Source organism: Bradyrhizobium hereditatis (assembly GCF_020329435.1).
Taxonomy (GTDB): domain Bacteria; phylum Pseudomonadota; class Alphaproteobacteria; order Rhizobiales; family Xanthobacteraceae; genus Bradyrhizobium; species Bradyrhizobium hereditatis.
Window position 1 is genome coordinate 71,382 of the sequence record NZ_JAGKJK010000024.1, and the last position, 11,563, is coordinate 82,944.

An 11,563-nucleotide genomic window follows, 5' to 3' on the forward strand; every position below is an offset into this window, starting at 1 on the left:
TTGGCTGGTCCCTTGCTCCGCGTCGAGAACCTCGTCCGCAGCTTCGGCGGCATCAAGGCCACCGACAATCTCTCGCTCGACGTCATTCCGGGCGAACTGCACGCCATCATCGGCCCGAACGGCGCCGGCAAGACCACGCTGATCAGTCAGCTGACCGGGCAGCTGATGCCGAATTCCGGCTCCATTCGCTTCGCCGGCCGTGACGTCACCTGGCTGCCTTCGTATCAGCGCAGCCGGCTCGGGCTCGCGCGCTCGTTCCAGATCACCTGCCTGCTGCCGGATTTCACCGCCGCCGACAATGTCGCGCTTGCGGCGCAAGCCCATGACGGCCACTCGTTCCGCTTCTGGGGCGCGGCGCGCAAGGAAAGGCATCTGCGCGAGGCGGCGCACGCCGCGCTGAGCCGGGTCGGGCTCGCCAAACGCGCCGATGTGCTGGTGTCGGAGCTGAGCCACGGCGAACAGCGCGAGCTCGAGCTTGCGGTCGCGCTCGCGACCAAACCGCAACTGTTGCTGCTCGACGAGCCGATGGCCGGCCTTGGCGTCACCGAATCCGCGCGGATGGTGGCGCTGCTCAAGGAACTGCGGAAGGAAGTCACCATCGTGCTGGTCGAGCACGACATGGAAGCGGTGTTTGCGCTCGCCGACCGCATCACGGTGCTGGTCTATGGCCGCGTCATCGCCTCGGGCGATCCCGACGCGATCAGGAATAATGAGGAAGTCAAGCGCGCCTATCTCGGCGAGCAGCATGCGGTGACCCGTCATGGCTGAAGCCCTGCTCGAAATCGACGGCGTTGAGACCTGCTACGGTCTCAGCCAGGTCCTGTTCGGCGTGTCGCTGAAGGTTCAATCCGGCGAGATGGTCGCTTTGATGGGCCGCAACGGCATGGGAAAGACCACAACCATCCGCTCCATCATGGGCATGACGCGCGCGCGGGCGGGCACGATCCGTTTCGCCGGCGAGGAAGTGCGCAGCCTGCCGTCGTACAAAATTGCAAAACTCGGCATCGGCCTGGTGCCGGAGGGACGCCAGATCTTTCCGAATCTGACGGTCTACGAAAATCTCGTTGCGGCTTCCGGCAATCGGCACGGCAGCTCCGATCCCTGGACCATCGACAAGATCCACGCGCTATTTCCGCGCCTTGCCGAGCGCGGCAACAATATGGGCGTGACGCTGTCGGGCGGCGAGCAGCAGATGCTGGCGATCGGCCGCGCGCTGATGACGAATCCAAAGCTCCTGATCCTGGATGAAGCCACCGAAGGCCTCGCGCCCTTGATCCGCGAGGAAATCTGGAACTGCCTGTCGATGCTGAAGGGCCGCGGCCAATCCGTGCTCGTGATAGACAAGAACGTCGCCAACCTCGCCAAGATCGCCGACCGCCACTACATGATCGAGCGCGGCCGCACGGTGTGGACGGGGACGAGCGAGCAGTTGATTGCGGAGCCGGATCTGCAGCACCGGTATCTGGGGATTTAAGCAGGCTGTCTCGCTCATCGCGACGAGCTCCGCAACAGTCGTTTCGCTGCGGCCGCCGCGGCCGCCGCATAGCCTCGATCGCCGTGCACCAGCATCAAGGAGATCGCGCCCTCCGAGAGCAACCAGATCTCGCGCGCGCGGCGGTGAGCATCGCGGACGCCAGCCCGCTTCAGCAAGTCGCCGAGTTGTGTTTCGAGTAACGCCTTGTGTCGGCGTGCGATTGCTCGCGCGGGATGGCCGGGTAGATCCGCGAGTTCGATGACCAGCCTGGTAAAGCCCGACCCAGCCCACCGCGGCTTGTCCGCCCAGACCGCAAGATCGCGAAACAGGCGGTCGACAATCGCAGGGGGTGAGCCGGTCAGCTGATCGCCGAATGTCCTGAACGCGGCGAGGGCCAGTTCATTCTGGGTTTCAAGCACGAAGGCGAGTAGCTGATCCTTGCTTTGAAAATGATTGTACAGGGTCCGCTTCGTGACTTTCGTTGCTGCTGCAATTTCATCCATGCTCACGCGGCTGTACCCGCGCTGGCGAAACAGCACGTAGGCGGTGGAAAGTATGCGCTGTCTAGTCGGTTCTGCAGATCGCGCCATGCAGTCACCTTCTTAAATATACCGGGTAGTGAATTTACATCGGTTGAAAAACCAATTGGAATGGCGTCCGGGAATTTTTTCAGCCCGTTGCAGTCAGTATCCATCGAGCTTCGAAGGCGATCATTATGCCCGACTCATTGACGCTCAGGGAAATCAAGGCTCGTCCGGTGGTGCTGAGGCTCAAGCGGCCTGTGGTCGCGCGCATCGCCACGATATCGGAGTGGCCAATCATCCTCATCGATCTCATGACCGAGGAAGGAATCGTAGGGCGGAGCTATCTCGAGCCCTACATCGTGAAATCGATGCGATATCTGGTTCCGGCGATTCATGATCTCAGCGAGTTGCTTAGAGGTCGAAGCGTGGCGCCTCTCGAGCTCTTCGAGGCAGCACGCAAATCTCTCCATTTCGTCGGCTATGAGGGATTGTCCATGATCGCCGCGTCCGGTCTCGACATGGCCGCGTGGGATGCGCTGGCGAAAGCCGCGAACAAGCCGCTCTGCGTGCTGTTGGGCGGAACGGTCGGCGCCGTGAAATCGTACAACAGCAACGGCCTTTGGCTGAAGGAGCCGGCCGCGGTCGCGGCTGAAGCTATCGAGTTACGGGAGGAAGGCGGGTTCTCTGCCCTGAAGCTGCGGCTCGGCAGAAGTGATCCGCGCGATGATTTGGCCACACTTGACGCAGTTCGCAAAACAGTCGGTGACGGCGTACATTTGATGGTTGACTACAACCAGGGCCTAAATCTCGCCGAAGCCATCGAGCGGTGTCATATGATCGATGACTATGGCCTCGGCTGGATCGAAGAACCCGTCGTCTATGACAATCTCGACGGGCATGCCCAACTGGCGGCGGAACTGAAGACACCGATCCAGATCGGCGAGAACTTCTATGGGCCCAGGGAAATGCACAAGGCGATCCAGAAGAAGGCTTGTGACCTCGTCATGCCGGATTTCATGCGCATCGGCGGCGTGACCGGCTGGATGCGCGCGGCGGCGATTGCCGGCGCGGCGGGCATACCGATATCCACGCATCTTTATCCGGAAGTCGCTGCTCACGTCATGCGCGCAACAGAGACGGCACATTGGCTGGAATGGCAGGATTGGGCCGATCCGATTCTCGAGCGGCCCTTTGAAATAAGGAACGGCCTTTTGCGTATTCCCGACGCGCCTGGTCTTGGCCTGGAATGGAACGAGAGGACTGTTGCGGCTCACATCGCTAGTCTCTAGCCGCGAAAGAACCAGGCGGTAGACTCATAAGCGCGCAGCGACAGCCGTATTGAGGCGAGCTGGACCATTGCGAGCACGCGGCGGTCGTCAACGCGCGGCACGCCCCGCGCCTTCTTGGGCAACGGCGGCTCGATCACGCGCCGCTCGAAGTCAGTCAGATCATATCGGATCATGCCGATGTTGAATCAGAGTTCTGCGCGATGGGAACGTCGTCCGTCGGTAACCGCCCATCATTCGTCGTTTAGCCATACCAGACAAAAGCTGATGACTATTTTGCGGAGTAGGTCACGACTTCTATCTTATGACCGTCCGGATCGCGGACGAAGGCTCCATAGTAGTTGGCATCGTAGTCCGGCCGCAGCCCCGGCGGACCATCGTCGCTGCCACCGTGGTCTAGTGCCGTTGCGTAGAATCGATCGACCATCGAACGGTCTTCCGCGGCAAAGGCGATGTGAGTGCCATTGCCAACCGTTGCAGGTCTTCCGTCGATTGGAACCTGAACGCTGAAATGAAATGTGCCGCTTCCGTAACCCAGTCCACCCTCATCCTCGGCCATCGGCATAATGCCGACGATGGGCAAAACGGCGTCGTAGAAACGCTTCGAACGCCCAACATCATTTGTCCCTACCGAAACATGGTGGATCACAACAGCCTCCGTTTCGACCTCGTTCGCTAACGCCGGTTTCCGCTCTTTGCTCCCTCAAAGCCATCTTTCCGCCTTCCACAAAACTCGGGCGTTCCCGCTTTGTGGGTTCACGGCCTAGCAGTCCCTTCGACGCTCGGCGCCTTCCTCAAAACATCTCAAAATACTCGCGGTGCTCCCAATCCGACACTTCGGCCTGAAAGCGCTCGATCTCCGCGTTCTTGATGTGAACGTAATAGTCCACGAACTCCGGTCCCAACGCCCCGCGGAAGAACGGGTCCTCCTGCAACGCAAATACCGCCTCTCGCAAGCTCTTCGGCAGCAGCGCCGCCTTGGTCTCGTAGGGCGTATCCGCGGACGGGCTCGGATTGAGCTTGCGGTCGACGCCGTCGAGGCCGGAGAGAATTTGCGAGGCCATGTAGAGATAGGGATTGGCCGCGGGTTCGCCGATGCGGTTTTCCAGCCGCGTCGCGGCGTCGTTGGGTCCGCCTAGCACGCGGATCATGACGCCGCGGTTGTCGCGACCCCAGATCGCGCGATCCGGCGCCAGCGAATAGGAGCGGTAACGCTTGTAGCCGTTGATGGTCGGCGTCGTGAACACGGTGGATGCGCGCGCGTGCTCCAGAAGCCCCGCGAGATAGTGCTTGGCGAACGGGCTCAGCGTCTCGCCGCCATCCTTCGCCATGAACGCATTCTCGCCGTTCGCGCGCGATACCAGCGATTGATGCAGGTGCCAGCCGGAGGCAAACACGTTGGGCAGTTTCGGTCGGCACATGAAGGTCGCGTGATAGCCGTGGCGGCGGGCGATCTGCTTCACTGCCGAGCGGAACAGCACCATGTTGTCGGCGGGCACCAGCCCTCTTGTAGGCTGGAAGGTGAATTCGCACTGGCTGGGCCCGAACTCGACCTCGACCGATCGCAAGGGAAGGCCGAGCGCCAGCACGTCGCGGCGGATGATTTCCAGCGCCGGCTCCATCTGGTCGTAGCGCTGCTCGGTCAGGTATTGATAGCCGTGCGAGAGCAGGCTGACCGAGGGCGGCCGTCCGGGCTGGCCGGCGTCCTCCGGTGCCATATGCGCATCGTCGAGCTTGAAGAGGTGGAATTCGACCTCGAGCCCCGCGACGAAATCGTAGCCGCGCTCGCCGAGTTGATCGATCACCTTGCGATAGAGGTGGCGGGTAGCGAACGGCACGGGACGGCCGTCGTTGAAATAGAGATCGCAGAGCAGAAAGCCTGTTGCCGGCGCCCAGGGCAGCACGCGGAAGGTCGTCGGATCCGCCACCATCAAGACGTCGGCGGCGCCTTCCATCTCCTTCATGCCGAAGCCGCCGCCTGACGTGAAGACCGGAAACACCGTCTTGTGCGAGGTGTCCTTGGCGAGCATCGTGGTGGTGATGGAGCAGCCGCTTTCGATCGAGGCGATCGCTTCGCTCGCGACCAGCGTCTTGCCGCGCAGGATGCCATGCTGGTCGGGGAAAGACAGGCGGACGACTTCGAGGTTTTTCTCCTCGACGATTTTGCGCAGGCGGCTGGCCGCCTCGCGTTGTTCTCCAGACCACAGGCCGTGACGTTCGACAAAACTCAACGCTCACTCCCGCGAGTCTGAATTGAAGTATTGGAATAGCGCTATTTCAGCCGTCATTGCGAGCCACCCGGTCGGCGCGTAGCGCCGCCGGATGACAGGCTCCGCGAAGCAATCCATAGTGCCGCAAGCGTCGAAATGGATTGGTTCGTCGCTTCGCTCCTCGCAATGACGGGGAGAGGACATCACTCTGCTGCCGACAAATGCTGAACCTTCCCGGCAATCTCGCGCGGCACCGGTGCGGCCCACGGCGCGCCGCGGCGACGCTTCACGTCGACTTCCATCCAATAGAGCTCCCAGCCCTGGGTTGGCCCGATGCCATCCATGGTGGCGGGGCCCTGAATGCTGCGGGCAGTCGCATCATCCAGGAACAGCATCGGCTTCTCGCCGCCCGCGACCTTCTCGATTTCCTGCCGCAGCAGGCGGCGATATTGCACGATCGCCTTGTCGGATTGGCCGAGATGCTCGTTGGTGCGGTCCTGGATCGGGCCCATCGATTCCACAGCCCATTGGTCATGGACGTTGATGTCGTTGCCCATGCCGGTATAGGTCGCAGTCGCCTGTTCGTGCGGATCGAAGCCGTAATCGTTGCTCTTGTTCTTGCGCGACTTGTAATCCGGCAATTCGTAGAGTTCGAGGCGCTGGTCGCGCATCTTGTTCTTGTCGACCGGTGCCGTGTAGGAGGTGAAGATCGCGTACCAGTAGCAGTTCTCGTCGTCGACGGGCACGTGCCACTGCGTGATCGTCATCTCCGTGCTCATCGGGATGACGAAGCCGTGCGGGAAGAGCTGGTTGGTGACGCGCACATGCGTGCGCTCTTTGTCGATCTCACGCAGCGCGACCAGGCGCAGGCCGTATTCGGTGTGCTCGACATTGATGATCGGGTTGTCGTACTCGCGCAAAATCTTGGTCATCGGCATGTCGCTTCCGGCGGATGCGCCGCGGAACTGCTTGCCGTAGGCGGTCGAGGTATCCTCATCCTCGAAGAAGCGATGCAGGAAGGACGCGTGCGCCGGATCGATGCCGACCTCGAGGGCCTGCAGCCAGTTGCAACTGATGTGGCCCTTGAACGCAAAGGTATGGCTGTCAGGCGCGACGAAACAGTCGATCTCCGGAAACGCCGGCGGCTCGCCCTCGCCGAGGTAAGCCCAGAGGATGCCGCTCTTCTCGATCACGGGATAGGAACGCTGCCGGATGCCCTGGCACAGCTTTGAGCCCTTCGGCTCCGCCGGTGTTTCCAGGCATTGGCCTGATACATCGAACAGCCAGCCATGGAAGGCACAGCGCAGCCCGCCATGTTCCAGCCGTCCGAAAGCGAGGTCGGCGCCGCGATGCGCGCAGTGGCGGTCGATCAGGCCGTAGCGCCCGTGCTCGTCGCGAAACAGCACGAGGTTTTCGCCGAGCAGCTTTACCGGGCGAACCGGCCGCGGCCCCTGCAACTCGTCGACCAGCGCCGCCGGCTGCCAGTACATCCGCATCAGTCTGCCGCAGGGATCCTTGCGCCCGGTGCGGGTGATCAGGTCGTTCTGCTCCTGGCTCATCACGGCGATGTCCTCCGGAGATTTGTTCGCCTATTGAACTTTTGTGCGATTCTAGCGTAAGCTAGGCGTTAGGCAAGCGGATAATGGAGGCAGCGATGCCCAAGCTTAAGCGCGCCGGGGACGCAGACAACCGCGGCGCGACCGATTTCATCGAAAGCCTCGATCGCGGCCTGCGCCTTCTGGAGATGTTCGGCAGCAGCCAACAGCCGATGACGCTGAGCGATCTCGCCAAGGCCGTCGGCCTTCCGCGCGCCACGGCCCGCCGTATCCTGTTCACGCTGGAGCGCGCCGGCTTTGTTGCGACCGACGGCAAGTTGTTCCGCCTGATGCCGCGCGTGCTGATGCTGGCCTCCAGCTATCTGGCGTCCAACCATGTCGTCTCGGTGCTGCAGCCGGCGCTCGACAGACTGTCGAGCGAGGCGCAGGAGATTTCCTCGATGGCGATCCTCGACGGTAACGACGTCGTCTTCATCGCGCGCGCCAGCCCGACGCGGATCTTCTCCGCAGGAATCGATATCGGCTATCGGCTGCCGGCCTTCTGCACCTCGGTCGGTCGCGTATTGCTGTCGCGAATGCCTGACGACGAACTGGCCGCGGCGCTCGATCGGATGGAGTTGACAGCGCTGACGCCGTTCACCGTGACCGACAGGAAGAAGTTGCTGAAGACGATCACCGCCGATCGCGCGCAAGGCTATTCGCTGGTCGATCGCGAAGCCGAGCCGGGATTTCGCTCAGTCTCCGTACCGGTCCGCCGCTACGACGGCACGATCATCGCCGCCGTCAACATGGGCGCGCATGTCGACCGCGTCTCCGCCGAAGAGATGATCGAGCGCTTCCTGCCGCGATTGCAGGAGACGGCGGCTTCGGTGAAGTCGTTGCTGGTGTGACGGGAGCCTCGGCTATCTCCGCCGTCATTGCGAGCGCAGCGAAGCAATCCGTCTATCCCCGAGCGGAGACATGGATTGCTTCGCTGCGCTCGCAATGACGGGGTTGGCCTCTTCGCTTCCTCAGCATCGCGGATGTTTCCGGAGTGCGAGGCGAGCGCGCAACGTCTGCCGCGGCGCCGACATCTGATTAGGCGCGCTATCGCGGCGGCATGCGCTTGAACGCAGCTTCGAGCGTCTCGAAGGTGGCGACGATCTGCGGTGTCACCAGATAATGCAGCGTTGCCGCGACAGTCAGGCCGACGATCGCAGCGATGATCACGTACTGCGTTAGTAGTGCCAGCAGGATCGCGCGCAGCCGGCGTCGCCGGATTTTCGGCGGTCTGGCGGCAGCGAGGTCGCCGTCTTCGCCTTCAAGCGTGCTCATGCAGTCATACCAGACACGGCTGCGCTCAATATTCGTTCAGGAGCTGATCGAGCCGCGACTTCAGCCGGCGGTTGGCCCGCTCGCTGGCGCGGAGCTTGCGCGCCCAGTCCAGCGTTACGACGCTGCCGGTCTCGTGCTCTTCGCAGAACACCAGGCCCGCCGTGTTGCGATCGCGCCAGACCAGGCGGGCCAGGCAGGAAAGCCCTCTGCGCACGACTTCGAAATCGACGCGGTCGGGCAGCATGGCCGAATTCTCGAATTCGATCTTCGCGCCGCGCGGGCTGAAATTGCGCACGACGCAGTCGAGCGTCGAATTGCGGGCATTGAAGGCGATCATTCCGCCGTAATAGACGCGGTTTCTGTGATGTTGACGGCGCTCCAGCATTATTCCTCTCCATTCGATTAACGGATTGGTAACACAATTGGAGGGTGCATGGCTGCGCCCGTTCGCACGAAACTTGCGTGGTGGTTAATGGTGGCGGGCCACAACCGATGCGCGCGCACGGCCGCGCAGGTGAAACTCAAGCCTTTGTAGATGGCATTAAAGCCGTGAGATCAGGAGACCGCGCTGCGCAGGCCAAAGGCGTGCTTGTCATGCAGCACCGGCGCTACCGCATCGCTCAGCCGTGCCGCCGCTGCCTCTACCGAGAGCCCTGCGGTGTCGACCACGGCGGAGGCGCGGGCGTAGAGGGGTTCGCGGCTGACGAGGATGTTGCGCAATTCCGCCATGGCCGAGCGATCGTCCGCCATCGGGCGCAAATCGCCCTGGCCGCGGACGCGGGCCATGTGCTCTTCCGGATCGGCCTTGATCCAGATCGTGTAGAACGACGACAGGATGAGATCGAAGGTCAGCGGCTCGGAGACGATGCCGCCGCCGGTTGCCAGCACCATCAACTCCTTGCGCGCCAGCAATTGCGAAAGCGCCGCCTGCTCCATGCGGCGAAAACCTTCCTGGCCGTAGAGCGCGATGATCTCGGCGACCGAGAGGCCGTTCTGCGCCTCGACCTCCTTGTTGAGCTCGACGAACTTCCAGCCGATCTTCTTTGCCAGCATTCTTCCGAGCGTCGATTTGCCGGCGCCGCGGAGGCCGATCAGGGCAATGCCGGCGAATGAGATGCGCCGCTGCGCCGCCGCTGCGCCGCCGGCCAGCGCGTCCTTGGCCTGCGCGATCTGCGCCGGCGTCGCCTTGCGCAGGAGGTCGCGAATGACGGCCCAATCCGGCGTCGGTTCGGCGGACGGAATGAGATCTTCGAGATGCGCGCCCATCGCGTTCGACACGCGCCGCAGCAGCACGATCGAGACATTGCCCTTGCCGCTTTCGAGCTGGGCGATGTAGCGCTCGGAAATCCCTGAAACCTTGGCGAGCACTTTTCGCGACATGCCGCGAAGGGCGCGCATGGTGCGCACACGCTGGCCAAGCTGCTCGAGAAAGCCGGATTCGGGGTCGCTGGCCTCGGTCATTGCCCTCGTTCGGCGCTGCCAGGGTGGGAGGTATTTCGGAAACATAATGCCGATGAGGATTGACAGCAAGCGCCGCCAATGTCTTTGTATGAATTATAATTCTTAAAAATCAGGGGAGAACGTCGTGAGCGGCACGTCCGGTTCGTACAATGCGGTGACCTGGCTGCTCGACCGCAATGTCGATGAGGGCCGCGGCGCCAAGATCGCCTTCACCGATACTGTCTCCGAACTCACCTATGGCGAGCTGCAGCGGCAGACCCGCCGCGTCGCCAACATGCTGCGACGGCTCGGCGTCCGCCGCGAAGAGCGCGTGGCGATGATCATGCTGGATACGGTGGATTTTCCCGCCGTCTTTCTCGGCGCGATCCGCGCCGGCATCGTGCCGGTGCCGCTCAACACGCTGCTGACCGCAGAGCAATACGCTTACATCCTCACGGATTGCCGCGCGCGCGTGCTGTTTATTTCCGAAGCGCTGCTGCCCGTGGTGAAGGACATCATCGGGCGCATGCCCGACCTCGAACACGTCATTGTGTCAGGCAAGGACGCGCACGGCTACAAGAAGCTCTCCGACGAGCTGGCGCGCGAGAGCGATTCATTCGCCACCGCTGCGACGCATCCCGACGAGCCGGCCTTCTGGCTCTATTCGTCGGGTTCGACCGGCATGCCCAAGGGCGTGCGCCACCTGCACTCCAATCTCGCCGCGACAGCGGAGACCTACGCCAAACAGGTGCTCGGCATTCGCGAGGACGATCTCTGTCTTTCGGCAGCAAAACTGTTCTTCGCCTATGGCCTCGGCAACGCGCTGACTTTCCCGATGTCGGTCGGCGCGTCGACGGTCTTGCACACCGATCGGCCAACACCGGCTGCGATGTTTGCGCTGATCAACAAGTACAACCCGACCATTTTCTACGGCGTGCCCACCTTGTTCGCTGCGATGCTCAATGACGAGTCGCTGAAGGACGCGCGCGCCGGCAATCGCCTGCGTATCTGCACCTCCGCCGGCGAGGCGCTGCCGGAATCGGTCGGCCACGCCTGGAAGGCGCGCTTCGGCGTCGACATTCTCGACGGTGTCGGCTCAACCGAGCTGTTGCACATCTTCCTCTCCAACGCGCCCGGCGACATCAAATACGGCTCATCGGGACGTCCGGTGCCCGGCTACAAGGTGCGGCTGGTCAATGAAGCCGGTAACGAGGTGGCTGATGGCGAGGTCGGCGAACTTCTGGTCGATGCGCCCTCGGCGGGCGAGGGCTACTGGAATCAGCGCGCCAAGAGCCGCTCGACTTTTGAGGGCCATTGGACGCGCACCGGCGACAAATACATCCGCGACGCCGATGGCCGTTACACCTTCTGCGGCCGCAGCGACGACATGTTCAAGGTCTCCGGCATCTGGGTCTCGCCGTTCGAGGTCGAAAGCGCGCTGATCACCCATCCGGCCGTGCTTGAGGCTGCCGTGGTGCCCGAGGCCGATCCGGAAGGATTGCTGAAGCCGAAGGCCTTCGTCGTGCTGCGCGCCGGCGCCAAGAGCGATGATCTGCATGAGGTGCTCAAGGAGCACGTCAAGCAGAAGATCGGCCCTTGGAAATATCCGCGCTGGATCGATGTGGTCGATAGTCTGCCGAAGACGGCGACCGGGAAGATTCAGCGGTTCAAGTTGCGGGATAGCGAGACGGCGAAGTCATGATGGGTGCGTTGAGTGAAGCGCTGAGTGTTGCCGCAAGCGACGGCCGTTCCCTCCCCC

General features: G+C 62.5%; 12 protein-coding genes and 1 pseudogene. 5 read left to right on the top strand and 8 right to left on the bottom strand.

The genetic code is table 11. From position 1 onward, the window contains the following. Together J6524_RS34190 and J6524_RS34195 are read left to right on the top strand one after the other, a co-directional pair. On the top strand, nt 1-768 hold the full coding sequence (locus J6524_RS34190) for an ABC transporter ATP-binding protein (protein WP_225678320.1): 768 nt from the start codon (nt 1-3) through the stop codon (nt 766-768). After that, the gene (locus tag J6524_RS34195) at nt 761-1,474 is read left to right on the top strand and encodes an ABC transporter ATP-binding protein (protein ID WP_225678302.1); all 714 of its coding nucleotides are present in this window, start codon (nt 761-763) and stop codon (nt 1,472-1,474) included. The genes J6524_RS34190 and J6524_RS34195 overlap by 8 nt, the downstream gene beginning before the upstream one ends. Before the next feature lie 14 nt (nt 1,475-1,488). Here J6524_RS34195 and J6524_RS34200 read toward each other — a convergent pair whose 3' ends face one another. Then, nucleotides 1,489-2,064: a TetR/AcrR family transcriptional regulator gene (locus J6524_RS34200; RefSeq protein ID WP_225678303.1), complete on the bottom strand. Its 576-nt coding sequence runs from the start codon at nt 2,062-2,064 to the stop codon at nt 1,489-1,491. A gap of 125 nt (nt 2,065-2,189) precedes the next feature. Between J6524_RS34200 and J6524_RS34205 the strand changes: the two genes are divergently transcribed. Then, on the top strand, nt 2,190-3,287 hold the full coding sequence (locus J6524_RS34205; RefSeq protein ID WP_225678304.1) for an enolase C-terminal domain-like protein: 1,098 nt from the start codon (nt 2,190-2,192) through the stop codon (nt 3,285-3,287). A 71-nt stretch (nt 3,288-3,358) separates the two neighbouring features. On the opposite strand, the pseudogene J6524_RS34210 reads toward J6524_RS34205, so the two are convergent. The 4 genes and pseudogenes from J6524_RS34210 to J6524_RS34225 form a co-directional block, all read right to left on the bottom strand. Next, nucleotides 3,359-3,460 (bottom strand): annotated as a pseudogene (locus J6524_RS34210) (IS5/IS1182 family transposase); the annotation flags it as partial. Nucleotides 3,461-3,555: 95 nt separating this feature from the next. Beyond that, nucleotides 3,556-3,933 (bottom strand): VOC family protein, encoded by a 378-nt coding sequence (locus tag J6524_RS34215; protein ID WP_225678305.1) that lies wholly within the window; start codon nt 3,931-3,933, stop codon nt 3,556-3,558. Between the two features lie 145 nt (nt 3,934-4,078). Continuing rightward, nucleotides 4,079-5,515, bottom strand: coding sequence for a glutamine synthetase family protein (locus J6524_RS34220; RefSeq protein WP_225678306.1), 1,437 nt, complete (start codon nt 5,513-5,515; stop codon nt 4,079-4,081). Nucleotides 5,516-5,697: 182 nt separating this feature from the next. Next, nucleotides 5,698-7,056, bottom strand: a complete 1,359-nt coding sequence (locus J6524_RS34225) for an aromatic ring-hydroxylating dioxygenase subunit alpha (RefSeq protein WP_225678307.1) — start codon at nt 7,054-7,056, stop codon at nt 5,698-5,700. 92 nt (nt 7,057-7,148) lie between these two features. Here J6524_RS34225 and J6524_RS34230 point away from each other — a divergent pair, with 92 nt between their 5' ends. Next, nucleotides 7,149-7,940: an IclR family transcriptional regulator domain-containing protein gene (locus J6524_RS34230; protein WP_225678308.1), complete on the top strand. Its 792-nt coding sequence runs from the start codon at nt 7,149-7,151 to the stop codon at nt 7,938-7,940. 196 nt (nt 7,941-8,136) lie between these two features. Here the strand turns inward: J6524_RS34230 and J6524_RS34235 are convergent, their stop codons facing one another. The 3 genes from J6524_RS34235 to J6524_RS34245 all read right to left on the bottom strand — a co-directional run bounded on the left by J6524_RS34235 (nt 8,137) and on the right by J6524_RS34245 (nt 9,870). Continuing rightward, nucleotides 8,137-8,364 carry a hypothetical protein gene (locus J6524_RS34235; RefSeq protein ID WP_225678309.1) on the bottom strand — a complete coding sequence of 76 codons (228 nt, stop codon included), beginning with the start codon at nt 8,362-8,364 and terminating at the stop codon, nt 8,137-8,139. Between the two features lie 25 nt (nt 8,365-8,389). Beyond that, nucleotides 8,390-8,749: a PilZ domain-containing protein gene (locus J6524_RS34240; RefSeq protein WP_225678310.1), complete on the bottom strand. Its 360-nt coding sequence runs from the start codon at nt 8,747-8,749 to the stop codon at nt 8,390-8,392. Between the two features lie 170 nt (nt 8,750-8,919). Then, nucleotides 8,920-9,870: a helix-turn-helix transcriptional regulator gene (locus J6524_RS34245; RefSeq protein ID WP_283843376.1), complete on the bottom strand. Its 951-nt coding sequence runs from the start codon at nt 9,868-9,870 to the stop codon at nt 8,920-8,922. 79 nt (nt 9,871-9,949) lie between these two features. Here J6524_RS34245 and J6524_RS34250 point away from each other — a divergent pair, with 79 nt between their 5' ends. Beyond that, on the top strand, nt 9,950-11,506 hold the full coding sequence (locus tag J6524_RS34250) for a benzoate-CoA ligase family protein (RefSeq protein ID WP_225678312.1): 1,557 nt from the start codon (nt 9,950-9,952) through the stop codon (nt 11,504-11,506). Nucleotides 11,507-11,563 lie beyond the last annotated feature (57 nt).

Bases quoted from the DNA above. Each gene is read 5' to 3' on its own strand.
- J6524_RS34240 (WP_225678310.1), bottom strand. From the start codon at position 8,749: ATGCTGGAGCGCCGTCAACATCACAGAAACCGCGTCTATTACGGCGGA.
- J6524_RS34245 (WP_283843376.1), bottom strand. From the start codon at position 9,870: ATGTTTCCGAAATACCTCCCACCCTGGCAGCGCCGAACGAGGGCAATG.
- J6524_RS34230 (WP_225678308.1), top strand. From the start codon at position 7,149: ATGCCCAAGCTTAAGCGCGCCGGGGACGCAGACAACCGCGGCGCGACC.
- J6524_RS34200 (WP_225678303.1), bottom strand. From the start codon at position 2,064: ATGGCGCGATCTGCAGAACCGACTAGACAGCGCATACTTTCCACCGCC.
- J6524_RS34235 (WP_225678309.1), bottom strand. From the start codon at position 8,364: ATGAGCACGCTTGAAGGCGAAGACGGCGACCTCGCTGCCGCCAGACCG.
- J6524_RS34195 (WP_225678302.1), top strand. From the start codon at position 761: ATGGCTGAAGCCCTGCTCGAAATCGACGGCGTTGAGACCTGCTACGGT.
- J6524_RS34205 (WP_225678304.1), top strand. From the start codon at position 2,190: ATGCCCGACTCATTGACGCTCAGGGAAATCAAGGCTCGTCCGGTGGTG.